The organism is Streptococcus sp. SGI.013, assembly GCF_050315295.1.
In the GTDB taxonomy this organism is placed as follows: Bacteria; Bacillota; Bacilli; order Lactobacillales; family Streptococcaceae; genus Streptococcus; species Streptococcus porcorum.
The window spans coordinates 16,388-40,084 of sequence record NZ_JBNPOS010000002.1; the positions used below are offsets into that span (position 1 = coordinate 16,388).

Genomic DNA, 23,697 nt, shown 5'->3' on the forward strand with positions numbered 1-23,697 from the left:
CTCTTAGTAATCTTCTAAAATGTCGCCGATTGGATCATTTGAAGCAGATCCACCGCCATTACCTGATCCACCTTTTTTAGAAAGATTGAGGTAGATAAGAGCGATGGCAACACCGATAGCACCAAGACCGATAAGGGTGATGTCACCGATAGTAGCAAATACAAAACCAAGTGCAAAGAATGGCCATACTTCACGGGTAGCCATCATGTTGATAACCATAGCATAACCTACGGCAACCACCATACCACCACCAACGTTCATACCACCAATCAACCAATCAGGCATTGCTTCAAGAGCTGATTGGACTGCTTCAGTAGGAATAGCAAGAAGAAGAGCTGCTGGGATAGCGATACGAAGACCTTGAAGAGCAAGTGCCATTAAGTGGAAACGTTCTACACCAGCAATATTTCCTTCTTTAGCCGCTTTATCTGCACCATGAACAAGTGAAACAGATACTGTACGAACAAGTGTTGTAAGGAAAAGACCTGCAACGGCAAGTGGGATAGCAACCCCTTGTGCCACACCGATAGCGTCACGTGAGAAGTCTCCACCTTTAATAAGGATAATAGCAGCTGCTACAGATGCTAGTGCAGCATCAGGAGCTACAGCAGCTCCGATATTAGCCCATCCAAGAGCGATTAATTGAAGTGATCCACCAAGCATAACTCCAGCTTCGAGGTGTCCTGTTACAAGACCGATAAGGGTACAGGCAATGATTGGTTGGTGGAATTGGAATTGGTCGAGGATACCTTCAAGACCTGCTAAGAAGGCAACAACAACGACCAAAATCGCAGAAATAATTGAAATATCTGACATGTTATGTAATCCTTTCGTTTTGGTAGATGAAAAATTTATTGAACGTTAGCTTTATTGATGAGCTCAAACAAGTCTTTTTTAGAGTCGTTTGGTACTTTACGGACATCAAATTTGACACCTAAATCACGGAGTTTTTCAAAGGTTGCAACATCATCCTTGTCCATAGAGAGAACGTTGTTGACCATTGTTTTTCCTGTAGAGTGCGCCATTGAGCCGACGTTTAGCTCTTTGATATCAACTCCACCTTCAATCGCTTCGAGGGCTTCTTGAGGTGTTTCAAAGAGAATGAGAGCATGTGTATTCCCAAAACGAGGATCTTTTGAGACCTCAATCAATTTCTTAATTGGAACAACATTTGCTTTGACATTACCAGGAGCAGCTTGTTTAATCAGTTGCTTACGAAGGTCATCTTTTGCGACAGAGTCTGAAGCCACAATGATACGGTCTGCTTTAGAAGCAGGTGTCCACCCTGTTGCCACCTGACCATGTAACAGACGTGTGTCGATACGGGCAAGGTTGATTTTTAGCTTACCATCTCCAATAACTGTTCCTTCAGGGATAGCTCCTTGAGGTGCTGTAGTTTCTGTAGGGGCAGCACTAGCTTCTTCCGGTTGAAGTTCTTCAGGAAGGACTTTGATACCATCCTTAGCTTCTTTGATGATGTTTGCTGCGACTTGCTCTACACCAGCGTTGGCATCCATCATACGCTCAGTGTAAGCTTGAATCAGCATAGGTAAGTTGAGACCTGTGATGATGGCAAATTTTCGGTCAGGATTCTCTCCTGCGACACGGCTAGCTTGGTTAAATGGAGACCCACTCCAAAGGTCAGCTAGAACTAATACCTCATCATCAGCATCAAATGCAGCAATGGCAGTGTTGAACTTAGCGTATAAATCATCAGGTCCTTCGCTTGGCATAAAAGTGACAACTTGTACTTTTTCTTGATCGCCAAAGATCATAGAACCAGATTGATGAATGCCAGCAGCAAATTCACCATGGCTTGCGATAACGATTCCGATACCCATTCTTGTTCTTCCTCCTTATTTAAATTTTTTCACTAGAATATCTAAAAATAATCTCCAGTCACCGATCAAGGCAATTCTTAGAGATCCCAATGAAAGATGAGAACAAAACAATTTTAAAGCGTTTTCAACTAAAAGTCAAGAAGTTTTGCAAATTATTTCATAAATTATCAAAATGATGACAGAAAAATAGACTTAATAAAGTTGGAAAAAGTCCCTTATTAAGCCTATTTCAGAGAAAAAAATAAAATATTAAAAATATTCTACAAAAACAACTTTTCTAATTGTTTGGCAACCCCATCTTGATTATTATCAAAATCTGTCATTTGGTCTGCGTAAGGAAGAAGGATCTTGTTAGCATTTTTCATAGCATAGCCTACTTTGGCAAAAGCTAGCATCTCGGTGTCATTATGTTCGTCACCAAAGGCAATCAAATCATCTTGAGATTTATTTAAGGCTTTTAGGAGATAATGGAGTGCGTATGCCTTGTGGACTCCTTTAGGAGAGCATTCAAGGATATTAAGTGGTCCACCCCAAGAATCAACTTCGATAGCATCATTTAAGTGCTTTTTAATATCTAAAGCCAATTGGTATTTATCTTTAGCACGCGTTTGCATCAAAAGAGCATTAGGATCACGAGTAATTTTTTCTGGAATCAATACCATATTTGGTGTCATTTTTTTAACACCAAATAGTTCGGGTTTAATAGTATCTGGATGATGGTTAGTGACGTAGAAATTTTTGCGGTATTCACTGGCAATGAAGTCCATCTCAAAACTTTTTTCGTGTTTTAGAACTTCAAAGAGATACTTCTTATCAATTTTGACGCTATGCTCCCATTCCCATTTTTTTTCAGGAATATGAGTCAGTGAGCCATTGAAATTAATCATAGGAGTTGTTAAGCCTAATATTTTGTAATATTCAATAGCCATGCGGTAAGGACGTCCCGTGGTAATAATGACGAGGTGTCCTTGTTCTTGGATTTTCTTAATGGTTTCTATAGTATAGTCAGAGATGGTATTATCACTTTGTAATAAGGTACCATCTAAGTCAATAGCAATTACTTTTTTTGTCATGGGCTTATTATATCAAAAATAAGGGTGAAGATAAAGTTAGATGAAGTGTGTTATAATATCTATTAAAGAAAGGTTCGTTTAGGAGTAATTAAATATGAAGAAAAATTTATTGATTCATTTATTTTTTATGCTGATTTCAGCAAGTATTTTACGTTATAATTTGCAAGGACCAAACCTCATTTGGAATATGTTTTTAGCCTTAGTGGCACTAGATTTTGCAGTGATAGCGCATTGGAGTAAACAAGGGATTTTAAAGGTTATTGCGACGGGACTATGGCTATTTTTTTATCCTAATACGTTTTATATGGTAACAGATATTGTACATATGCACTTTGCCAGCACCGTTTTGTGGCAAAGAGAGAGTATGATTTTATTTATGCTCTATGTGCCTAGTATCTTTTTTGGGGTTATGGCTGGTGTTGAAAGTGTTCGCTTAATTTTTGAAGCGTTTAAGCTGCAGTCTTATGTTTTACGATTGTTGACCATTGGTGGCTTATCATTTATTTCGAGTTTTGCGATTCATATTGGACGTTATGCTAGATTAAATTCATGGGATATTTTTACTCGTCCGATGCTTGTTGTTAAGGAAATAGTAGAAGTGGTTTCGTGGGAGGCGCTACCTTTTATTTTAGGATTTACCTTTATCCAGATAATGGTCATGGTATTTGCAGAGAAAGAATAAAAAAGGAGAAACATTCCTTGAAAAAGGAATGTTTTTTTTGTATAATTGAATAATGTTCGGAAAAAAGGAGAATCCAAATCAAATGGAAAAGTTTTTTAACTTAAAAGAGCATAATACCACAGTTCGTACAGAAATTTTTGCTGGTATTACTACTTTCTTTGCAATGTCGTACATTCTCTTTATCAACCCATCTATTTTGGGTGCAGCAGGGATGCCGACACAAGCTGTTTTTCTAGCGACGATTATTGCTAGTGTTATTTCAACCTTAATCATGGGACTCTTTGCTAATGTCCCTTATGCTTTAGCACCAGGTATGGGGTTAAATGCTTTCTTTACTTATACGGTTGTTTTTGGTTTAGGCTTTTCTTGGCAAGAAGCGCTAGCTATGGTCTTTATCTGTGGTTTGTTTAACATCTTTATCACAGTAACTAAGGTGCGTAAAAGCATTATTAAGGCTATACCAGTTAGTTTACAACATGCTATTGGTGGAGGGATCGGTGTTTTTGTTGCCTACCTAGGATTTAAAAATGCTAATTTGATTACCTTCTCAACCTCTGCAAGTAATATCATTACAGTCAATGGTGTCGCACCAGCAGATGCAACAGCAAAGACATTTGAAAATGGTGTGACCTCTGTTTTTGGTAATGGTGGTGTTGTCCCAGCTATTTCAACCTTTACGGATCCAAGTGTTTTACTGGCAGTCATTGGGTTAATTTTAACAGCATTTTTGGTCATTAAAAATGTTCGTGGCGGTATCCTTTTGGGGATTGTTTTGACCACATTGATCGGTATTCCTATGGGAGTAGTTGATCTGTCAGCAATTGATTTTGCTAACAATCACATTAGTACAGGGTTTAAAGAGTTGGGAACAACTTTCCTTGCTGCCTTTGGTGGTATGAGTTCACTCTTTAGTGATTCTAGTCGTTTACCTCTGGTTTTGATGACGATTTTTGCCTTTAGTCTTTCAGATACCTTTGATACTCTAGGAACCTTTATTGGAACAGGCCGTAAAACAGGAATCTTCTCAGCAGAAGATGAAGCAGCGCTTGAAAATAGCACAGGGTTTAATTCCAAGATGGACCGTGCCCTTTTCGCAGATGCGATTGGAACATCTATCGGTGCTATTTTTGGAACATCTAATACGACGACTTATGTTGAATCAGCAGCAGGTATCTCAGCTGGTGGGCGTACTGGTTTAACAGCTGTTTCTACAGCAGTTTGTTTCTTACTTTCTATTCTTATCTTGCCATTTATTGGCGTTGTGCCAGCAGCGGCCACTGCACCAGCCTTGATTATTGTTGGTGTGATGATGGTATCTTCATTCCTAGATGTTGATTGGCAAAACTTTGAAGAAGCTCTACCAGCTTTCTTTGCAGCCTTCTTTATGGCACTTTGCTATTCGATTTCATACGGGATTGCAGCGGCATTTATTTTCTATTGCTTGGTTAAAGTAGCTACTGGAAAATCTAAAGAGATTCACCCTATTTTGTGGGTGGCAACTGGTTTATTTATTTTAAACTTTGTTATCTTAGCCATATTATAGGATGTTTGAAGAGAAGCTTGAGCTTCTCTTTTTTTCTTGCTTTCTTTCTTTTAGCTGTGGCATTAGAAAGAGAATTCTGATATAATTTCCTTATGTTTAAAAGTCATAACGAAGAAGAATTGATGGCCCTTGGTGAAAATATAGGCCGTATTCTAAAAAAACAAGATGTAGTAGTATTAACAGGAGATCTGGGTGCTGGAAAGACAACCTTGACCAAAGGCTTGGCGCGTGGTTTGGGGATCACCCAAATGATTAAAAGCCCCACCTACACTATAGTTCGTGAATATGAAGGGCAACTTCCCTTATATCATTTAGACGTCTATCGTATTGGAGATGATCCTGATTCTATTGATTTAGATGAATTTCTTTTTGGTCAGGGTGTCACAGTGATTGAGTGGGGAGAGCTTCTTAATGATAGCTTACCAAATGATTATCTAGAGGTTGTAATCCGCAAGGTTGACGATGGTCGTTGTGTAAGTCTATCTGCAAATGGACCACGTTCCAAAGCAATCATTGGAGAACTTGTATGACAGAGACGACCTTAGATATTGTGGAAGCCAGTCCACTTGTTGCAGAAGCATTATTAGAAGCCTTATTACTCATTAAAGAAGAGACAGATTATATTGCCTGGCAGACTCCTAGTTCTTCTTTCACAAAAGAAGCATTGAAAGATTTTCTAGAATGGTCTAGTGTGTCGAACAATAATATTTGTCTTGTGGCTAAAACACAAGAGACTATTTTGGGACTGATTAATATTAAAGGAGAAGAAGATCCCGCCTTATCCCATATAGGTGATGTTTTTATAGCGGTCAAAAGGGATTATTGGAATTACGGTATCGGGCAAATTCTTTTAGATACGGCTATGACTTGGGCGGAAGAATCAGGGGAGATTAGGCGCTTGGAGCTGACAGTTCAAAAGCGCAATAAACGGGCTATCCATATTTATGAAAAGTTTGGTTTTGAGATAGAAGGTTTGAAAAAACGTGGCATAAAAACAAAAGATGGGGAGTTTTTAGATGTTTACTTGATGAGTAAGCTGATAAATTAGAGAGTCGTATGAAAATTGGTAGAAAAATTTTGTTAATGTTGGGTGCAATTTTTACACTTAGTTTGGTTGCACTAGGAGTCTATACTTCTAATATTTATGGTTTTTCAACGGAGGAGTTATCAAAAACGTTTAAGGATTTTAATACCTCAGAAAATTCGGGGAGTCAGGATGTTATTAAGCAGACAAAGCCTTTTTCTATCTTGTTAATGGGAGTTGATACAGGCTCTGCTGATCGAACATCGAAATGGGAAGGAAATAGTGATTCTATGATCCTGTTAACTATAAATCCTAAAACAAATCAGACAACTATGACCAGTTTAGAGCGTGATATTTTAATTAATCTTTCTGGACCTAAAAATAATGAAGCCACAAATTCTGAGGCGAAGCTAAATACAGCCTATGCGGCTGGAGGAGCCCAAATGGCGATTATGACCATTCAAGATATGTTAGATATCACCATCGATAAATATATTCAAATTAATATGGAAGGTTTGGTACAGCTTGTTGATGCGGTAGGTGGGATTACCGTGACAAATGATTTTGATTTCCCTATTTCTATTGAAGCAAATGAACCTGCTTATACGGCAACTGTTGAACCAGGGACACATCATATCAATGGAGATCAAGCTTTGGTTTATGCACGTATGCGTTATGATGATCCTGAGGGAGATTATGGTCGTCAACGTCGTCAACGAGAGGTCATCACCAAAGTGGTCAAGAAGGTCTTAGCCTTAGATAGTGTGAGCAAGTACAAGGACATTTTAAAAGCAGTTAGTGGCAATATGCAGACTAATATTGAAATTAGCTCTTCAACCATTCCAAGCTTGTTAGGCTATAGTGATGCTTTGAAAAATATCAAGACCTACCAGCTAAAAGGTGAAGATGCTACCATTAATGGCGGTTCTTATCAGCTAGTCACTTCTGAACATTTATTAACTGTTCAGAATCGTATTAAGAAAGCACTAGGACTTAAAACTAGTAAGACTTTGACAACGACTGCTATTTTGTATGATGATTATTATGGAGTGACCTTAGACAGTGGTAGTGATGGGTATTCAGAAAATCTTACTGCAGATTCATACTCTTCAGAGCAATCTACTACAGATCAGACTTATACTCCAAGTACTGTTTATCAAGAGGCTCCGTCGTCAGTTGGTCAATACCAGCAAACTTATCAAGATACAGCTACTTTACAACCGATTCAGTAGTCTTTCATAAAAATATCCCCTGACAGAATTTTCTGTCAGGGGATATTTTTATGAGTTTGTTTTTTGATAGTGTCCTAGAATGCGATTGATTTCAGAGATATGGGCATCTTTTTCCTTTTCAAAATACCGCCATTTTTGCTGAAAATCTTGACCGTATTTTTGGAGTAATTGTGTTTGCTCTTGGATAATAGAAAGGTTGTTTTGGATATTGTCTAAATCCGTTTTAGCTTCATCTAAATTTTTAAGACCTTCTTGAGCAAATTGTGTGATGTGGTCTCTTTTTTTATAAAGGGTATAGGCAAGAACAGCTGACCCACTGATTAAGGCAAGATGGGATAGTTTCAATTAAATCACCTCTTTGGAAATTGTTTTAGCTAACTCAGCTAGGGCTGTAAAGTCAGGCTCATGTGTAGTGTAGTGAATAGCGATGCCATCGTTTTCATCAAATCGAGGAACAAGGTGGATATGTGTATGAAAAACAGTTTGCCCTGCAATTTCCTCGTTATTAGCAATAATATTCATCCCCTTAGCCTGTGTAGCAGATTGAACGGCGCGGGCAATTTTAGGGATACGACTGAATAATTGTGACGCAGCCTCTTCAGTCATCTCAAGTGTATTTCTAGCATGTGTTTTTGGAACCACTAAGGTGTGACCTTTAGTTGTCTGAGAAATGTCTAAAAAGGCTAGCACTTGATCATCTTCATAAATTTTAGATGATGGAATTTCTCCAGCAATAATTTGACAAAAAATACAATTCTCCATATTGATTTCTCCTTTAGTTAAGTCTTTTTGTTATAATGATTATATCAAATTTTAGTGAGAAAACTTATGTTAAAAATCGAAAATCTAACAGGGGGATATGTCAATATTCCTGTTTTAAAAAATATTTCTTTTGAAGTAGCAGATGGTGAATTGGTTGGCCTGATTGGTTTGAACGGGGCAGGAAAATCAACTACTATAAATGAAATTATTGGATTATTACAACCTTATCAAGGAACGATTAGTATTGATGGATTACGTTTGTCTGATGACTTAGCAGCTTATCGAAAGAAAGTAGCTTTGATTCCAGAAACCCCAATTTTATATGAAGAATTGACGTTAAAAGAACACATTGAAACGGTCATTATGGCTTATGATTTAGACGATAAAAAAGCCATGGACCAAGCAAAGGAGTTACTTGATCTTTTTCGCTTGACCGATCGCCTCGATTGGTTTCCTGTTAATTTTTCTAAGGGCATGAAGCAAAAGGTGATGATTATCTGCGCCTTATTGGTTGATCCGAGTTTGTTGATTGTGGATGAGCCGTTTTTGGGATTAGATCCCATTGCCATCGCAGATTTGACAAGGTTATTAGCTGAAAAAAAGAAAGCTGGCAAGTCTATCTTAATGTCCACCCATGTGCTGGATTCAGCGGAGAAAATGTGCGATCGCTTTGTCATTCTTCATAAAGGAGAAGTTAGAGCTAATGGTAGTTTGGAAGAACTTCGTCAACAATTTGGAGACCCTGAAGCAGATTTGACGGCCATTTATATGAAATTGACGAAAGAGGATTAAAATGGTAGAAAATGCTTTTAGAAAAAGGCGACACGTTTTTAGACAGCAATCCTTGAAGTATCTGCGGTATGTCTTGAATGATCACTTTGTTTTAGTCTTAATGCTTCTACTAGGATTTGTATTGGTGCAATACAGCCAATTATTGCAAAACTTTCCTAAGAATCCGTACCCTATTGCGCTTGTTTTATTTTCCATCTCCTTGCTATTACCTTTTTTAGGTGGACCTGCCACTTATGTTCAAGAGGCTGATAAGCTCTACTTTCTGACAAAAGAAGAAGAGGTAATAAGAGAAGTTCGTAAGGCCTATCGGAGTAGTTTTTGGACTTATTCAGCCCTTCAAACGGCGATCTTAGTTTTAGTCTTACCTTTATTTTTAAAATTAGGTTTATCGCTTATCCACTTTATTTTGTTTGTGATGAGTCTGATACTTTTACGTTACGTCATCAGTCATTATAGAAAAAAAGCAAGTGTTGAGGGGAACTTCTTGAACTGGGATCGGGTAATAGCGATTGAGAATAAGCGCCAACGTAGAATTTTAAGTTTTTTTGCTTTGTTTACGACGGTTAAGGGCGTCACAACAAGCGTTAAAAGAAGGGGTTATTTAGATCGGCTCTTATTTTTTATGCCTCAAGCTCACCGATTGACTTGGGAAAATCTTCTGATTAGAGCCTTATTTCGCACAGGAGATTATTTTGGTTTAACACTTCGCCTGTTTTTTATTTCCCTCTTAGTGTTACTTTTTCTTCCTCAAAAATTACTGGCAGTTGGTTTGACTCTGACACTAAATTATTTACTATTATTCCAGCTTTTAGGCTTATATCATGTTTATGATTACACCTATGCTCCACGTTTATTTCCAGTAGAAATTTCGGATAAAAAGAAGGGCTTGATGAATGTCTTGAGAGGCTTGGCTTATGTCCTTGTTCTTTTTGAAGTAGTAGCTACAGGTTTTTCATGGGTTAGTTTAGGGTTGATTTTAGGGCAAGTGGTACTGGTTGAAATCTATTTAGCTTATAAAATCAGAAAGATTGTTGACTAAGTTCGTCAAAACGAGTAAAATAAATAATACTGTTGTTTTAGAAGGAGGAGTAGGTGTCATTGGAAGAAAATAATTTAGAATTGACGCCTTTAAAAGGCAAAAGTGGTAAAGCCTTTATTGGGACTTATCCAGACGGCCAGCGCATCTTTGTTAAAATGGATACGACACCAATCTTAGCAGCCCTAGCCAAAGAACAAATTGCTCCTCAACTATTATGGGCAAAACGTCAAGCTAATGGTGGCATGATGACGGCTCAAGAATGGTTACAAGGACGGATTTTAACCAAAGAGGATATGACCAGTAAGCAAATTGTGCATATTTTGTTACGTTTACATAAATCACGTCATCTTGTGAATCAGTTGTTACAACTAAACTATAAAATCGAAAATCCATATGATTTGCTAACAAGTTGGCAAGCTAATGCACCGATTGACATTCAAAAAAATTCCTTTTTACAATCTGTTGCTCAAGAATTAAGAAAAACCTTGCCAGAGTTTGAGCAAGATCAAGCTACTATTGTTCATGGCGATGTGAAACATAGCAATTGGGTGATTACCACAAGTGGTCTGATTTATTTGGTTGATTGGGATTCTGTTCGTCTAACAGATCGGATGTATGACATTGCTTATTTGCTCAGCCACTATATCCCACGTCAGAATTGGAAGACTTGGCTACACTATTATGGCTACCATACTCCTGAAGAGGTTTTGAGTAAGGTTAAGTGGTATGGACAATTTAATTATCTGTCTGAAATTGTAAAATTTTTTGCAATTGGAGATATGGAATACGTTAACAAGAAAATTTATGCATTACGCAAATTTAGGGAGCAGTTTTAATTATGCGCATGAGAAAACGTAAAGGTGCTGAGGATCTATTGGCTAATCATCCTCAGTACGTTATTACAAACCCAGAAGAAGCTAAGGGTCATTGGCATGAGGTTTTTGGCAATGACCATCCTATTCATATTGAAGTTGGATCAGGTAAAGGACGTTTTATCACAGGGATGGCAGCACAAAATCCTCATATTAATTATATTGGGATTGATATTCAATTATCGGTTTTGAGTTATGCCTTGGATAAGGTTTTGGAAGCTGATTTGCCAAATGTGAAGTTGTTATTAGTTGATGGTTCTAGCTTGACTAATTATTTTGCTGATGGTGAAGTTGATTTGATGTATCTTAACTTTAGTGATCCTTGGCCTAAAAAACGTCATGAGAAGCGTCGTTTGACTTATAAGAGTTTTCTAGATACCTATAAACAAATCTTGCCTGAAAACGGTGAAATTCATTTTAAGACAGATAATCGTGGTTTATTTGAGTATAGCCTGGCAAGTTTTTCACAATATGGTATGTTATTAAAACAAGTTTGGTTGGATTTACATGCTAGTGACTATGAAGGTAATGTTATGACAGAGTATGAGGAAAAATTTTCTAACAAGGGTCAAGTGATTTATCGTGTGGAAGCTCAATTTTAAAATTAGCTTGCTAATATTATCAAAATGAGATATAATAGGGGCAAATTTTGTTCTTATTATTGATGGAGAGGTCGCATAGTGGCCGAGTGCGCACGCTTGGAAAGCGTGTAGTCCTTAACGGGGCTCGGGGGTTCGAATCCCCTCCTCTCCTTTAGTGAAATTACTAGTATAAAAGCTGACGACTAGTAAGGATAACAATATGAAAAAAAAGCTAGCTCATCACTAGCTTTTTTTACTAGAAAAAGGAAGGAAATGAAACAGAGATTTTTGAAAAGTTTATTGGAGTTGGGGTGTGTTTTTGTGATCTTAGGAGCAGCTATTTTTAGTTTAGGGCAAGCACCTAAAAAAACAAGCCTAACCTTAGATCAAGGTAAAATTCACTACACAGGTTATGTCCAAGATGATCGGCTAAACGGTCAAGGTAGTCTGGTTTACGATACAGGAGATCGGTATGAAGGGAATTTTAGCCATGGTAGTTTTGATGGAAAAGGAACCTTTACCTCAGCAGCAGGTTGGTCGTATCAAGGTGATTTTAAAAAAGGGCAAGCTCATGGTCAAGGAAAGTTAACCCTTGAGGATGGGCGTGTTTTTGAAGGAAAGTTTAAGCAAGGGATGTATCAAAAATGAGAATACAGTGGTTTTCTTTTGTCCGTATCATCGGTTTAGTTTTTGTCTTGGTTTACCATTTTTATAAAGATTTTTTACCTGGAGGTTTTATAGGCGTTGATATTTTCTTTACCTTTTCAGGCTATCTCATAACAGCTTTGTTGATTGATGAGTTTCAAAAAAAGGGAAAGATTGACTTACTTGGCTATTTTAGACGGCGTTTTTACAGGATTGTTCCTCCGTTGATCTTTATGATTTTAATGTGTGTCCCGTTGACCTTAGTCCTTCGTGATGACTTTAGAGCTTCTATTGGAAACCAAATCTTAGCTGCGCTTGGATTTGTCACTAATTTTTATGAAATACGTTTAGGAAGTCATTATGAGGCGCAGTTTGCTCCCCATTTGCTGTTGCATACGTGGAGTTTGGCTGTGGAGGTGCATTACTATATTTTATGGGCTATCGCCTTGGTTTTACTTGGTCAGCTCAAGTGGGTTAAAAAAAACTTTAAAAAAGTTGTGGCTTTTTTATCCATTCTGTTAGGTTTAGCTAGCTGGGCGCTGATGGTTTTTGGTCAGCAGACTGGGGTAGAGCAATCTGTGCTTTATTATTCTAGCTTCAGTCACGCTTATCCGCTATTTTTAGGAAGCTTTCTAGCGACTGTTGTTGGGATTCGTGAAAAAAGTGTCTATTATCAAAAACTAGCTCAAATTTTACCAATAAAGACAATTGTCATCGGACTAGGTCTTAGTCTTATGGGGTTAGTGAGTTTAGCGCTTTTTCTTAGTTTCACCAATCCTATTACATATAGTGTTGGCTTTTTAGCTGCTAGCTTGTTGGCGACTCTGTTTATTGTATGCACTAGAGTTTTAAATGATAAGTTACCGAAGACATCAGAGCCTGTCTGGGCAACTATTTTAGCTGCAATTTCCTATGGTATTTACCTCTTTCATTGGCCAATTTATCAAATTACCAAAGAACTGATGCCGCATGAAATAGCGGTGTTGGTCACACTCATTTTTTCCAGTCTTTTGGCTGCGATTTCCTTTTATGTCATCGAACCTTTGTTGATGGGGAAAAAACCAGATTTTCTGAAACAAAATCCGAAATGGTTAAATCAGACCTTGATGTTATTGATGGTCACGGTTGTGTTATTATCAACCATCACAACGATCACTATTGCTCAAAAGGCTCCAAAATTAGGACATTTTGAGTCTGGGATGTTAGATAAAGGCTTACGCCAATCAGCAACCAGTTTAGCCACGACACGGCGCTTAGTAGAGGTCTCAGGACAGTCAAGTTCTACAGTGGTGGCAGAAAACTATGACAATGTCATGGTGATTGGCGATTCAGTTGCCTTAGATGCCTTTGAAACCATGCCTGGCGCTTTGGGAAATGCCATTATTGATACTCAGGTGAGTCGTAGTTTTGATATGGCTTATGAGATCTATCAAAACCATATTGATAATGGAACTTTGCCTGATTTTGTCGTTTTAGCAGTGGGGGCAAATTCTGTTTATGACTATGAAAATGATGTGATGCAATTTGTCAATGCGCTTCCAAAAGACAAGCACTTAGTATTGGTAACCCCTTATAGTCGTGATGAATATCCGGAGGAAACAAAGGCAACGGTAGAGTTTGAGCGGAGCCTTGTTGGCCAGTATGACCGTGTGAGCATTGCAGACTGGTATCAAACAGCTATTGATCATCCTGAAATTTGGGAGGGTTCAGATGGGATGCACTTTTCTCATACCGCAGAAACCAGTCTTAAAGGGTCAGATTTGTTTATCCAAACCATTAAAGATGGTCTTGCTCCCTTTAAAACAGGAGAGGAAGGCACAGTTTTAGATAGTACCTTGATTGTTGGTGACTCAGTGGCTGTTCATGCTGGAGATGCTCTGACTGCCAAATTTCCAACGGCTATCATTGATAGCCAGTCTAACCGTAATTTAGCAGATGCGGTAGAAATTGTGAAAAATTATATTGCTAATGGTAGTTTACCAAAGAATTTGGTCTTAGCTGTTGGCGTGAATGAAATCACAAATTTCAAGGAAGTCTTAGATGATTTGTTGGCCCAGTTACCTAGTGGGACACGCTTAGTTTTAGTCACGCCTTATAATGGAAATTATGTGGATGAGCCGACAGCTACGGTTAATCAATTAAAAGAATATGAATTACAGTTAGCAAAAAAATATTCGTATATCACTGTGGCAGATTGGTCTAAGGTTGCTAAAGAGCACCCTGAAATTTGGGAAGGCACAGATAAGGTGCACTTTGATCACGAAGTTGGTTTTGAAGATTATGAGATGCTAGCGCTCGCATCAGGTTACTATGTTGATAACATTGCTGCTGCTTTAGAGAAAGCACAAACTAAAGAAGGGAAGTAGGGCATTAAAAATAGCTCTACGTCCTTATTAATCTTTTTACTTGCAATTTCGGGATATTGTGATATAATATGTAAAAATCATATGAGAAAGGGGCGGAGTAAGAACTTCGCCTCTATCTGTGTTCAAAAAGTAAGAAAAGGAGGGAGATGTCATCGCTACAATTGTTGACATTGTAACAGAAATTGTTGCACCTGCTATTGTTGAGCCCTTTGAGTTGGTTGATGTCGAGTATGAAAAGATGGGAGGAGACTATATTCTCAGCATCTTAGTTGACAAGCCAGAAGGGATTACGGTTGAAGATACAGCAGATTTAACAGAGATTATCAGTCCCTTGTTAGATACTATCAAGCCTGATCCATTTCCAGAGCAGTATTTCCTAGAGATTTCTAGCCCTGGTTTGGAGCGTCCGCTTAAAACAAAAGAAAGCCTAGAGGCTGCGATTGGTCAATATATCAATGTGAGTCTCTATAAGGCAATTGATAAAGTCAAGATTTTTGAAGGGGACTTAGTTGCCTTTGATGGTGAAACCTTGACGATGGATTATATGGATAAAACGCGTAAAAAAACTGTTGAGATTCCCTATAAGACGGTTGCAAAAGCTCGTCTTGCGGTTAAACTTTAAGAAAGGAATGCCCCGTCAGCATGAAGTCGGGTATAAAACTATGAGCAAAGAAATGTTAGAAGCCTTCCGTATTTTGGAAGAAGATAAGGGCATTAAAAAAGACGACATCATTGATGCCGTTAAAGAATCATTGAGATCAGCTTATAAACGTCGTTATGGTCAATCAGAAAGTGCAGACATCACTTTTGATGAAAAGACTGGTGATTTTCAAGTATATACAGTCCGTGAGGTTGTTGAGGAAGTTTTTGATAGCCGACTTGAAATTAGTTTAAAAGATGCACTTGCCATCAACAGTGTTTATGAACTAGGTGATCGCATCCGTTTTGAAGAGTCTCCAAAAGAATTTGGTCGTGTGGCTGCTCAGTCTGCCAAACAAACTATCATGGAAAAAATGCGTCGTCAAACGCGTGAGATTACTTTCAATGAGTATAAACAACATGAAAGTGAAATCATGTCTGGAACAGTGGAGCGCTTTGATGATCGTTTTATCTATGTCAATCTCGGCAGCATTGAAGCGCAGCTTTCACGCCAAGATCAAATTCCAGGTGAGACATTCAAATCTCATGATCGCATCGATGTTTATGTGTATAAAGTAGAAAACAATCCTAAGGGTGTTAACGTTTTTGTTAGCCGTAGCCATCCAGAATTTATCAAACGTATCATGGAACAAGAAATTCCTGAAGTCTTTGATGGGACAGTTGAGATTAAAAGTGTGGCGCGTGAAGCAGGAGATCGGACAAAAGTTGCGGTTGTCAGCCACAACCCTAATGTAGATGCAATCGGAACGATTGTCGGGAAACAAGGCTCAAATATCAAAAAAGTCATTAGTCGTTTCCATCCAAAACGTTTGGATCAAAAGACAGGACTCTTGGTGCCTGTTGAGGAAAATATTGATGTCATCCAATGGGTAGCTGATCCAGCTGAGTTTATCTACAATGCGATTGCTCCTGCTGAAGTGGATCAAGTCATCTTTGATGATGAAAATAGCAAGCGTGCCACAGTTGTCGTACCTGATAATAAGCTATCATTAGCCATCGGACGTCGTGGTCAAAACGTGCGCTTAGCTGCTCACTTGACAGGATTTAGAATTGATATTAAATCAGCTAGTGAATATGAAGCACTAGAAGCCGCAGCTTTAGAAGCGCCAGCTACAGAGGAAGTTTTAACAGAAGTTAGCGAAACAAGCTCTGAAGATTAAGATAAAGAGAGGTGTTTTATGGCAAAAACAAGAAAAATACCTTTAAGAAAATCTGTTGTATCTGGTGAGATTATTGATAAACGTGATCTCCTTCGTATTGTAAAAACTAAAGAAGGTGAAATTTTTATTGATCCGACGGGTAAAAAAAATGGGCGTGGTGCTTATATCAAGTTGGACAATGAAGAAGCTCTTTTAGCTAAGAAAAAACAAGTTTTCAACCGCAGTTTTTCAGTAGAAGTTCCTGAGAGCTTTTATGATGAGTTGATTGCTTATGTAGATCATAAAGTAAAAAGAAGAGAGTTAGGTCTTGAATAATTCACAACAATTGTCAAATCTTTTAGGTTTGGCTCAGAGGGCAGGAAAGGTCATTTCTGGCGAAGAACTGGTGGTGAAAGCCATTCAAACGGGTCAGGCAAAATTGGTATTTCTGGCTTCAGATGCGGGACCAAATTTGACAAAAAAGATCACAGATAAATGTCACTACTATGAAATAGAAGTCTCTCAAGTGTTTACTGCACTTGATTTAAGCATTGCCATTGGCAAGAGTCGTAAGACGATCGCCATTAGTGATGCTGGATTTTCAAAGAAAATGAGGACTCTTATGGCATAACGGAAATAGGAGGACAAGATTTGTCTAAGAAAAGATTATATGAAATTGCCAAAGAACTTGGCAAAACAAGTAAAGAAGTTGTTGAAAAAGCACAGAGTTTAGGCTTTGAAGTTAAAAGTCATGCTTCTGGTCTGGAAGCTGATCAAGCTAAACGTTTAGTGGAAAGCTTTTCAGCGAAACAGGCTGAGTCAAGCTCTGTGGTAGAAAAACAATCAGCTCCTCAAGTAGAGGTGAAAAAAGAGGAAAAAGCTGTATCCTCACCATCTGAAACGACAGTTTCTGCTAAACCAAAAAGCAGGAATTTTAAAGCAGAGCGTGAAGCTAAAGCAAAAGCGCAAGCAGAGCGTCAAAAACAACAAAAAGGTCAATTCAATAAAGATAGAGACCGCAATAAAAAACGTCACGATCGTCGTAAAGGCTCTGAATCACTTCAAGCAACAGCAAAACCTCAACCTGCTAAACAGCCACCTAAATCACAAGAAGTTAAAACTAAGATTGACTTTAAGGCTCGTGCAGCAGCGTTAAAAGCAGAGCAAAATGCGGAGTACTCACGTCAAAGTGAGGAGCGCTTCCGTAAAGAGCAAGAAGCTAAACGTTTAGAAGCTCAAAAAGCAGAGCAAGCGCGTCAAGAAAAAGAAAAACGCGAACGTGAAGCTGCTAAAAAAGCGGTTGAGGCTAAAAAGGTAGCTGTAAAACCAGCACCAGTAGTGGTAGAAAAACCAGTACAGGTCACAGATAATCGTCGTAAAAAACAGGTGCGTCCAGAAAAATCACGTGACTTTAGTCATGAAAATGAAGATGGACCAAAATCAAGCAAAAATAAGAAAAATTGGAATAGTCAAAACCAAGTGAGAAATCAAAGAAATAGTAACTGGAATAAGAACAAAAAAGGTAAGAATAACCGTAATAGCAACCAAGCTCCAAAACCAGTAACGGAGCGTAAATTCCATGAATTGCCAAAAGAGTTTGAATATACTGAAGGCATGACGGTTGCTGAAATTGCAAAACGTATCAAACGCGAGCCAGCAGAGATTGTTAAAAAGCTCTTTATGATGGGCGTTATGGCAACTCAAAACCAATCTCTTGATGGAGATACCATTGAACTCTTGATGGTGGATTATGGGATTGAAGCTAAGGCTAAGGTTGAAGTGGACAATGCTGATATCGAGCGTTTCTTTGTGGATGAGGATTACCTCAATCCAGAAAACATGGTAGAGCGTGCTCCAGTCGTTACCATTATGGGACACGTTGACCATGGTAAAACCACTCTTTTGGATACCCTTCGTAATTCACGTGTGGCAACAGGAGAAGCTGGTGGTATCACACAGCATATCGGAGCTTACCAGATTGAAGAAAATGGTAAGATGATTACTTTCCTTGATACACCGGGTCACGCTGCCTTTACTTCAATGCGTGCCCGTGGTGCTTCTGTAACGGATATTACCATCTTGATTGTTGCCGCAGATGATGGGGTGATGCCACAGACGATTGAGGCCATCAACCACTCTAAAGCAGCTGGTGTTCCAATCATTGTTGCGATTAACAAAATTGATAAGCCGGGGGCTAACCCAGAACGTGTGATTGGTGAGTTGGCAGAACATGGTATTATGTCAACAGCATGGGGTGGTGATTCTGAGTTTGTTGAGATTTCTGCCAAGTTTGGTCAAAATATTGAAGAATTACTAGACACTGTTCTTTTAGTGGCTGAAATGGAAGAGCTTAAAGCTGATCCTACAGTTCGTGCCATCGGTACGGTTATCGAGGCTCGTCTTGATAAAGGAAAAGGTGCAGTGGCTACTCTTCTTGTTCAACAAGGAACACTTAATGTTCAAGACCCAATTGTTGTGGGAAATACTTTTGGACGTGTTCGTGCCATGACCAATGACCTTGGTCGTCGTGTTAAAACAGCTGCGCCATCTACACCTGTTTCCATTACAGGTCTTAATGAAGCTCCAATGGCAGGTGATCATTTTGCGGTTTATGAAGATGAAAAAGCTGCGCGTGCAGCGGGTGAAGAGCGTGCCAAACGTGCCCTTCTTAAACAACGTCAAAACACGCAACGTGTTAGCTTAGAGAACCTCTTTGATACGCTTAAAGCAGGTGAGGTGAAATCTGTTAACGTTATCATCAAGGCAGATGTTCAAGGTTCGGTAGAAGCCCTTGCTGCTTCCCTTCTCAAGATTGATGTTGAAGGTGTACGTGTTAATGTTGTTCACTCAGCAGTAGGAGCAATCAATGAGTCTGACGTCACTCTTGCTGAAGCAAGTAATGCCGTTATCATTGGCTTTAACGTTCGTCCTACCCCACAAGCACGTCAACAAGCAGAAACAGATGAAGTAGAAATCCGTTCACACAGCATTATCTACAAAGTGATTGAAGAAGTAGAGGATGCGATGAAAGGAATGCTTGATCCTGAGTATCAAGAAAAAGTCATCGGGGAAGCCCTTATCCGTGAAACCTTCAAAGTATCCAAAGTTGGAACTATTGGTGGATTTATGGTTATCAATGGTAAAGTCACTCGTGACTCTAAAGTTCGTGTGATCCGTGACGGTGTGGTTGTCTTTGATGGTGCTTTAGCCAGTCTGAAACACTACAAAGATGATGTTAAAGAAGTTACCAATGGTCGTGAAGGTGGTCTTATGGTTGAAAACTATAATGACCTTAAAGTGGACGACGTCATTGAAGCTTACATCATGGAAGAAATCAAGCGTTAAGCAAGATAAAAAAGAGACTGGGAGCCTCTCCTGGTCTCTTCGATTAAATCAAGAGAAAGGATAAAGATATGGCAAATTCATTTCGTACAGACCGTGTAGGGATGGAGATCAAACGTGAAGTCAATGAGATCCTTCAAAAGAAAGTTCGTGATCCACGCGTAGCTGGTGTGACCATCACGGATGTGCAGATGCTGGGAGATCTCTCAATGGCTAAGGTGTATTATACCATTATGAGTGATTTGGCTTCTGATAATCAAAAAGCACAAATTGGTCTAGAAAAAGCCAAAGGGACTATCAAGCGCGAGCTTGGGAAAAACCTCACACTTTATAAAATTCCTGACCTAACATTTGAAAAAGACGAATCTATTGCTTACGGCAATAAGATTGACCAAATGTTGCGTGACTTAGAAAAACGTGATTAAGAAAAATGACCTCAAAATTGAGGTCATTTTTGGGTTTCTCTACTGAATACAGCAATGCTATTGTCATAAAACCTGATAAGCTAGCTTATCAGGTTTTATTGATGTTTAGTTTTCTTTACGTTTCCAGAATACTAGTCCTGATCCGATAAGGGCTAGTCCTGTGAGGACATATGTCATAGAATGGTTTTCCCCTGTGGTTGGTAGTTGTGGGGTGTAGTGAGCAGATGTGCCACGGCGCTCAAGAACTTTTTGGCTTTCTTGTTGTGTCACACTTGCCTTGTGGGCTGTTTGGATTTGCTTAGCTGTAGGTGCTTGTGGTTTAGCTGGTTTGATAACTTGAGGAGAGTCAGTTTTTTCAGTGTTTTCTGGCTTGTTAGGTTTAGCTTGTTCACTGCCTTTAGGCTCATCAAGTTCTGGTTTATTATCTACCGTAGGTTTGTTATCTACTGTAGGTTTATTATCTACTGTAGGTTTATTATCTACTGTAGGTTTATTATCTACTGTAGGTCTGTTATCTACCGTAGGTTTTGTTGGTTCAGTTTTTTCTGTCTCGCTAGGTTTAGTAGTGTCTTTGATTTTGTCGATGTCAAGACTTGGTTTGTCCGTGCTAGGGCTATCTTTTGGCACAGCGATGATAGTGCCGTCTGGGAGAGTTGAGATAGTGTTATCTTTTGCCTTGTCTTCTAAGTCTTTGGCTACTTTGTAGTCAGCAAGGAGCTTGTCGTAGTTTGCTTTAGCTGTATCATAGGCAAGTTGTGCTTCATCAACTTCTTTTTGACCTTGAGTGAGCTTGCTCTTAGCTGCTTCCAGCTCGGTTTTTGCTTGTGCGAGCTTGTCTTTGGCTTCTTGGTCAGCTTTTTGTGCGCTAGCCAGGTTTTCTTGTGCTGTGATTAGTGCTTGATAGTTTGTTTTAGCGGTTTCAAGCTGCACTTGGGCGTTTGCTAGGTCTTGTTTAGCTGTTTCTGTAAGGTTTGTTGCTTGTGTGAGTGCTGTTTGGCGTTGGTTAAGCTCTGCTTTTTGCGTATCAAGGTTTGCCTGCGCTTCTTGGACAGCTTTTTCTTGGCTAGCTAGTTGTTCTTTTAAGTTATCCAACTGGCTGTTTTGTGCGAGTTGAGTGAGTTTTTCTTGGGTTTGAGCTAGCTTAGCCTTGGCAGTGCTGAGATCAGTTTGTGCCGTTTTTAGGTTAGTTTCAAGGCTACTAATCTCTGCTTCTTTTTCAGCTGTTTTTTCTGCTAGGTTAGCTTGGTTTTTAAGGGCAAAGACGTAGGCGGCACGAGCTTTGTCCGCAGCATCGCTCACTTCACTTAGTACTGTCTGTTTACTTGTGATATTTGCTTGACTTTCGTTTAATGCTGATTTTAAAATGGCATCAACAGCTTGTGCTGTTTCTTGACCGAGGACGGCTTTATCATAGACAAAGTTAAAGGTTACAGCTGGTAAAAAGACGACAGGCGTCTCTGTGCCTTGTCTAACCATGACGGTTTCCCCCTTGTCGTTAGTGATAAAGTCAGGTTCAAAGTTAGAAGTATCTGTACCAATGGAGTCAAATGTACGACTAGTTTGTAATGTTGCCTGACTACCATCAGCTGAGAGACCGATACCGATAGGACCTGCTGCCATAAGTTCAGTAATACGGTGACCATAGTTCGATTTTTCACTACTTGTTTCAGTACGACCGATATTATTATAATCTGTAAACCACCCCAACAGTAGGTTGTAAGCGACAGCTTGGTCAGATAAGTAAGTGTAATTGACATCTAGATATGAGTCGGAGTCATAGGATAAGTTGCCATAGCCTCCTGCAGCATTTTCTAACCAATGAGCAAGTTTGTTAGGGTCGTAGCTTGATACGTCGTAAGCTTGTCTTAAATTAAAATCAGAAAGATTTAAATCGGTCTGATGGGTTAGTAGTCCTCTAGCGGCATTTTCTTCTGCTCGGGCAGCCGCGTAAGCGATGAGGTCTGAACTACTTGCATCGACGGTATCGGTCATACCATTGAGGCGTTTAAGCTCGTTGAGGTAGGCAACAAAGTATTCGGTAATCTTGGTGCTATTTGGGACATAAGTGACTGTGCCTTTTTCAGCATACTCTTTGGCTTGCTCTGCGGTTAGGTAGATGGTCTCTGTCCGTTCACCAGAGTAGATGGTAGCTGACATCTCTGGATGTTTATGTTTCTCCTTTACAACAGTAGGGGTTTGGGTAGTGAGGGTAACTGCTGCTTGAGCATTTAGCAGTTTTTCTGAGCGTTTTTGGAGTTTGTCATGCTGTGCTTGAGCGCTTTTTAGCTCCTTTTCAGCTGTCATGACTTCCCCAACTTTATCTAGATGGGCTTGCGCTAGTTCATCGACATTGACGCTGTTTTTTAGGGCATCAAGCTCTGTTTTAGCGCTGTCTAGTTGACTAGAGTTGGTTGAAATCTTGTTTTCAAGAGTCGTCACTTCTGTTTGACTAGTGCTGAGGTCTTTCTGGAGTTGCGCTTTTGCCTGAGCTTCTTGTTCTTGGGTGTTGTTGATAGTTTCTTGAGTGGCTTGGTAAGTTGCTGTTTTGGCATCTAGGTTAGACTGGGCATTAGCCACTTGGTTAGCTTGTTGTGTATAAGCATCTTGTGCTTGCTTTTGCGCCTTTTCTGTCGCGTCAATTTGGCTAGTCGCTTGAGCAACCGTTGTGCTTGCTGTGTCGATGTCTTTTTGTGCCGAAGCGATGTTTTCATCTGTGGCTTGTTTAGCTGTTTCACTAGCTTTAGCGAGGTTGTCTGTAGCAGTATCTGCATCAGCTTGAGCTGATGTTGTCTGTGCTTGTGCCTCAGCAAGTGCTTTTTCTTCTTGTGCTAGCGCTTGTTGAGATTGCTCAAGATTGCTTTTAGCTGTAGTAGCTGTGGTTTCAGCTTGAGCCACCTGTTTTTCAAGCTCTTGTGAGCTGGTCGTATTGACCTGGCTGGCTTGTTCAGGGGTGTTGGTGGTAGTTGTTTCATCTGCCAAGACCGTATTTGCCAAGCTAAAAGCTGCAAGTGTCGCAGTTGAGAGAGTTAGTGATTTAATAAGATTCTTTTTCATTTTTGTTCTCCAATGTTTTTTCTTGTATTTCAAGGTATAGTTTCCAAAATTCCTCGTGGTAACCCCAGTTAGCACCACGAGAGGTGACATTGCCAGTGCTATAGAGGGTGAGTTGGAGAGTTTTGTCGCCTTCCTCTGTAGCATAAGAAACCTCTTTGATGATTTTGACCCCATTTCCAGTGGGAGGAGTATCCTCTGGAACTATGAGATTTGGAAATTTGATAATAAATTGTCCGAATGCTTGATTAAAGAGGTTTTCACGACGTTCAATAAACTCAGAATACTCAGGAGTATCTTTTTTAGGTCGCTTAATCTTAGCAAGTTTGTTTGAGATTTCAACATTTTTAGAAGAAGCATTATCTTCCAAATCCTTGATGATATCTTCATTATAAGGAGCAGGACTGTTAGCCTCAATCGTCAATTTGTCACCATTAGGAGTGATTTTAAGATCGTAATAACCTGATTTGGTAAAATAATAGACATTGTCTTGGATTTGAAATGACGGCTGTGCGCTATTGCTTGCCCATTTCTTTTCTTCTGCTAATCTTCTATGACTGAACTTTAATAGTAGTTCAATAACAGATGGGTAATCTTTAAAGTTGATGATTAACGATGTTGTCATGCA

24 protein-coding genes and 1 tRNA gene are annotated in these 23,697 nt (G+C 39.3%); 18 read left to right on the forward strand and 7 right to left on the reverse strand.

Annotated elements, in window-relative coordinates:
* Positions 1–3 precede the first annotated feature (3 nt).
* The 3 genes from ACQRDX_RS00630 to ACQRDX_RS00640 form a co-directional block, all read right to left on the reverse strand.
* Positions 4–816 carry a PTS mannose/fructose/sorbose transporter subunit IIC gene (locus ACQRDX_RS00630; RefSeq protein WP_427893760.1) on the reverse strand — a complete coding sequence of 271 codons (813 nt, stop codon included), beginning with the start codon at positions 814–816 and terminating at the stop codon, positions 4–6.
* A gap of 35 nt (positions 817–851) precedes the next feature.
* Positions 852–1,841 (reverse strand): PTS sugar transporter subunit IIB, encoded by a 990-nt coding sequence (locus ACQRDX_RS00635; RefSeq protein ID WP_427893758.1) that lies wholly within the window; start codon positions 1,839–1,841, stop codon positions 852–854.
* Positions 1,842–2,101: 260 nt separating this feature from the next.
* Entirely contained in the window at positions 2,102–2,914 is an 813-nt protein-coding gene (locus tag ACQRDX_RS00640; protein ID WP_427893756.1) for a Cof-type HAD-IIB family hydrolase, read from the reverse strand.
* A gap of 94 nt (positions 2,915–3,008) precedes the next feature.
* Here ACQRDX_RS00640 and ACQRDX_RS00645 point away from each other — a divergent pair, with 94 nt between their 5' ends.
* The 5 genes from ACQRDX_RS00645 (at position 3,009) to brpA (ending at position 7,395) form a co-directional block, all read left to right on the forward strand.
* Positions 3,009–3,596 carry a DUF1361 domain-containing protein gene (locus ACQRDX_RS00645; protein WP_427893754.1) on the forward strand — a complete coding sequence of 196 codons (588 nt, stop codon included), beginning with the start codon at positions 3,009–3,011 and terminating at the stop codon, positions 3,594–3,596.
* 82 nt (positions 3,597–3,678) lie between these two features.
* Positions 3,679–5,139 (forward strand): NCS2 family permease, encoded by a 1,461-nt coding sequence (locus tag ACQRDX_RS00650; protein WP_427893752.1) that lies wholly within the window; start codon positions 3,679–3,681, stop codon positions 5,137–5,139.
* 92 nt (positions 5,140–5,231) lie between these two features.
* Positions 5,232–5,669: a tRNA (adenosine(37)-N6)-threonylcarbamoyltransferase complex ATPase subunit type 1 TsaE gene (gene tsaE, locus ACQRDX_RS00655; protein ID WP_427893750.1), complete on the forward strand. Its 438-nt coding sequence runs from the start codon at positions 5,232–5,234 to the stop codon at positions 5,667–5,669.
* Positions 5,666–6,187, forward strand: coding sequence for an N-acetyltransferase family protein (locus tag ACQRDX_RS00660; RefSeq protein ID WP_427893748.1), 522 nt, complete (start codon positions 5,666–5,668; stop codon positions 6,185–6,187). The genes tsaE and ACQRDX_RS00660 overlap by 4 nt, the downstream gene beginning before the upstream one ends.
* An 8-nt stretch (positions 6,188–6,195) precedes the next feature.
* A complete protein-coding gene (gene brpA / locus ACQRDX_RS00665) occupies positions 6,196–7,395 on the forward strand; it encodes a biofilm formation/cell division transcriptional regulator BrpA (protein WP_427893746.1) in 1,200 nt (399 codons plus the stop codon).
* 48 nt (positions 7,396–7,443) lie between these two features.
* Here the strand turns inward: brpA and ACQRDX_RS00670 are convergent, their stop codons facing one another.
* Together ACQRDX_RS00670 and ACQRDX_RS00675 are read right to left on the reverse strand one after the other, a co-directional pair.
* Positions 7,444–7,740 carry a chemotaxis protein gene (locus ACQRDX_RS00670; protein ID WP_354369409.1) on the reverse strand — a complete coding sequence of 99 codons (297 nt, stop codon included), beginning with the start codon at positions 7,738–7,740 and terminating at the stop codon, positions 7,444–7,446.
* The gene (locus ACQRDX_RS00675) at positions 7,741–8,157 is read right to left on the reverse strand and encodes an HIT family protein (RefSeq protein ID WP_354369411.1); all 417 of its coding nucleotides are present in this window, start codon (positions 8,155–8,157) and stop codon (positions 7,741–7,743) included.
* Positions 8,158–8,223: 66 nt separating this feature from the next.
* Between ACQRDX_RS00675 and ACQRDX_RS00680 the strand changes: the two genes are divergently transcribed.
* From ACQRDX_RS00680 to rbfA, 13 genes are all read left to right on the forward strand, one after another.
* Positions 8,224–8,949 (forward strand): ABC transporter ATP-binding protein, encoded by a 726-nt coding sequence (locus tag ACQRDX_RS00680; protein ID WP_427893743.1) that lies wholly within the window; start codon positions 8,224–8,226, stop codon positions 8,947–8,949.
* A 1-nt stretch (position 8,950) separates the two neighbouring features.
* Positions 8,951–9,988 carry an ABC transporter permease gene (locus ACQRDX_RS00685; protein WP_427893741.1) on the forward strand — a complete coding sequence of 346 codons (1,038 nt, stop codon included), beginning with the start codon at positions 8,951–8,953 and terminating at the stop codon, positions 9,986–9,988.
* 53 nt (positions 9,989–10,041) lie between these two features.
* The gene (gene ccrZ, locus ACQRDX_RS00690) at positions 10,042–10,824 is read left to right on the forward strand and encodes a cell cycle regulator CcrZ (RefSeq protein ID WP_354369417.1); all 783 of its coding nucleotides are present in this window, start codon (positions 10,042–10,044) and stop codon (positions 10,822–10,824) included.
* Between the two features lie 2 nt (positions 10,825–10,826).
* Positions 10,827–11,462 carry a tRNA (guanosine(46)-N7)-methyltransferase TrmB gene (gene trmB, locus ACQRDX_RS00695; RefSeq protein WP_427893739.1) on the forward strand — a complete coding sequence of 212 codons (636 nt, stop codon included), beginning with the start codon at positions 10,827–10,829 and terminating at the stop codon, positions 11,460–11,462.
* Between the two features lie 64 nt (positions 11,463–11,526).
* Positions 11,527–11,613 (forward strand) — tRNA-Ser (locus ACQRDX_RS00700).
* 101 nt (positions 11,614–11,714) lie between these two features.
* Positions 11,715–12,089: a hypothetical protein gene (locus tag ACQRDX_RS00705; RefSeq protein ID WP_427893737.1), complete on the forward strand. Its 375-nt coding sequence runs from the start codon at positions 11,715–11,717 to the stop codon at positions 12,087–12,089.
* Positions 12,086–14,452 (forward strand): acyltransferase family protein, encoded by a 2,367-nt coding sequence (locus ACQRDX_RS00710; RefSeq protein ID WP_427893735.1) that lies wholly within the window; start codon positions 12,086–12,088, stop codon positions 14,450–14,452. Before ACQRDX_RS00705 ends, ACQRDX_RS00710 begins: the two co-directional genes overlap by 4 nt.
* Before the next feature lie 151 nt (positions 14,453–14,603).
* The gene (gene rimP, locus ACQRDX_RS00715; RefSeq protein WP_427893790.1) at positions 14,604–15,074 is read left to right on the forward strand and encodes a ribosome maturation factor RimP; all 471 of its coding nucleotides are present in this window, start codon (positions 14,604–14,606) and stop codon (positions 15,072–15,074) included.
* 40 nt (positions 15,075–15,114) lie between these two features.
* Positions 15,115–16,272 (forward strand): transcription termination factor NusA, encoded by a 1,158-nt coding sequence (gene nusA / locus ACQRDX_RS00720; RefSeq protein WP_427893733.1) that lies wholly within the window; start codon positions 15,115–15,117, stop codon positions 16,270–16,272.
* Positions 16,273–16,290: 18 nt separating this feature from the next.
* On the forward strand, positions 16,291–16,587 hold the full coding sequence (gene rnpM / locus ACQRDX_RS00725) for an RNase P modulator RnpM (RefSeq protein WP_354369473.1): 297 nt from the start codon (positions 16,291–16,293) through the stop codon (positions 16,585–16,587).
* Positions 16,580–16,882, forward strand: a complete 303-nt coding sequence (locus tag ACQRDX_RS00730; RefSeq protein WP_354369475.1) for a YlxQ-related RNA-binding protein — start codon at positions 16,580–16,582, stop codon at positions 16,880–16,882. The genes rnpM and ACQRDX_RS00730 overlap by 8 nt, the downstream gene beginning before the upstream one ends.
* A 20-nt stretch (positions 16,883–16,902) precedes the next feature.
* Entirely contained in the window at positions 16,903–19,596 is a 2,694-nt protein-coding gene (infB, locus tag ACQRDX_RS00735; RefSeq protein WP_427893730.1) for a translation initiation factor IF-2, read from the forward strand.
* Between the two features lie 68 nt (positions 19,597–19,664).
* A complete protein-coding gene (gene rbfA, locus ACQRDX_RS00740) occupies positions 19,665–20,018 on the forward strand; it encodes a 30S ribosome-binding factor RbfA (RefSeq protein WP_354369479.1) in 354 nt (117 codons plus the stop codon).
* A 105-nt stretch (positions 20,019–20,123) separates the two neighbouring features.
* Here rbfA and ACQRDX_RS00745 read toward each other — a convergent pair whose 3' ends face one another.
* Entirely contained in the window at positions 20,124–23,072 is a 2,949-nt protein-coding gene (locus ACQRDX_RS00745) for an LPXTG cell wall anchor domain-containing protein (RefSeq protein WP_427893728.1), read from the reverse strand.
* A complete protein-coding gene (locus ACQRDX_RS00750; RefSeq protein ID WP_427893726.1) occupies positions 23,053–23,694 on the reverse strand; it encodes a hypothetical protein in 642 nt (213 codons plus the stop codon). Before ACQRDX_RS00750 ends, ACQRDX_RS00745 begins: the two co-directional genes overlap by 20 nt.
* Between the last annotated feature and the right edge of the window lie 3 nt (positions 23,695–23,697).

Coding starts and splice junctions, on each gene's coding strand:
- ACQRDX_RS00630 (WP_427893760.1), bottom strand. CDS start 816: ATGTCAGATATTTCAATTATTTCTGCGATTTTGGTCGTTGTTGTTGCC.
- ACQRDX_RS00635 (WP_427893758.1), bottom strand. CDS start 1,841: ATGGGTATCGGAATCGTTATCGCAAGCCATGGTGAATTTGCTGCTGGC.
- ACQRDX_RS00640 (WP_427893756.1), bottom strand. CDS start 2,914: ATGACAAAAAAAGTAATTGCTATTGACTTAGATGGTACCTTATTACAA.
- ACQRDX_RS00645 (WP_427893754.1), top strand. CDS start 3,009: ATGAAGAAAAATTTATTGATTCATTTATTTTTTATGCTGATTTCAGCA.
- ACQRDX_RS00650 (WP_427893752.1), top strand. CDS start 3,679: ATGGAAAAGTTTTTTAACTTAAAAGAGCATAATACCACAGTTCGTACA.
- tsaE (WP_427893750.1), top strand. CDS start 5,232: ATGTTTAAAAGTCATAACGAAGAAGAATTGATGGCCCTTGGTGAAAAT.
- ACQRDX_RS00660 (WP_427893748.1), top strand. CDS start 5,666: ATGACAGAGACGACCTTAGATATTGTGGAAGCCAGTCCACTTGTTGCA.
- brpA (WP_427893746.1), top strand. CDS start 6,196: ATGAAAATTGGTAGAAAAATTTTGTTAATGTTGGGTGCAATTTTTACA.
- ACQRDX_RS00675 (WP_354369411.1), bottom strand. CDS start 8,157: ATGGAGAATTGTATTTTTTGTCAAATTATTGCTGGAGAAATTCCATCA.
- ACQRDX_RS00680 (WP_427893743.1), top strand. CDS start 8,224: ATGTTAAAAATCGAAAATCTAACAGGGGGATATGTCAATATTCCTGTT.
- ACQRDX_RS00685 (WP_427893741.1), top strand. CDS start 8,951: ATGGTAGAAAATGCTTTTAGAAAAAGGCGACACGTTTTTAGACAGCAA.
- trmB (WP_427893739.1), top strand. CDS start 10,827: ATGCGCATGAGAAAACGTAAAGGTGCTGAGGATCTATTGGCTAATCAT.
- ACQRDX_RS00705 (WP_427893737.1), top strand. CDS start 11,715: ATGAAACAGAGATTTTTGAAAAGTTTATTGGAGTTGGGGTGTGTTTTT.
- ACQRDX_RS00710 (WP_427893735.1), top strand. CDS start 12,086: ATGAGAATACAGTGGTTTTCTTTTGTCCGTATCATCGGTTTAGTTTTT.
- nusA (WP_427893733.1), top strand. CDS start 15,115: ATGAGCAAAGAAATGTTAGAAGCCTTCCGTATTTTGGAAGAAGATAAG.
- rnpM (WP_354369473.1), top strand. CDS start 16,291: ATGGCAAAAACAAGAAAAATACCTTTAAGAAAATCTGTTGTATCTGGT.
- rbfA (WP_354369479.1), top strand. CDS start 19,665: ATGGCAAATTCATTTCGTACAGACCGTGTAGGGATGGAGATCAAACGT.
- ACQRDX_RS00745 (WP_427893728.1), bottom strand. CDS start 23,072: ATGAAAAAGAATCTTATTAAATCACTAACTCTCTCAACTGCGACACTT.
- ACQRDX_RS00750 (WP_427893726.1), bottom strand. CDS start 23,694: ATGACAACATCGTTAATCATCAACTTTAAAGATTACCCATCTGTTATT.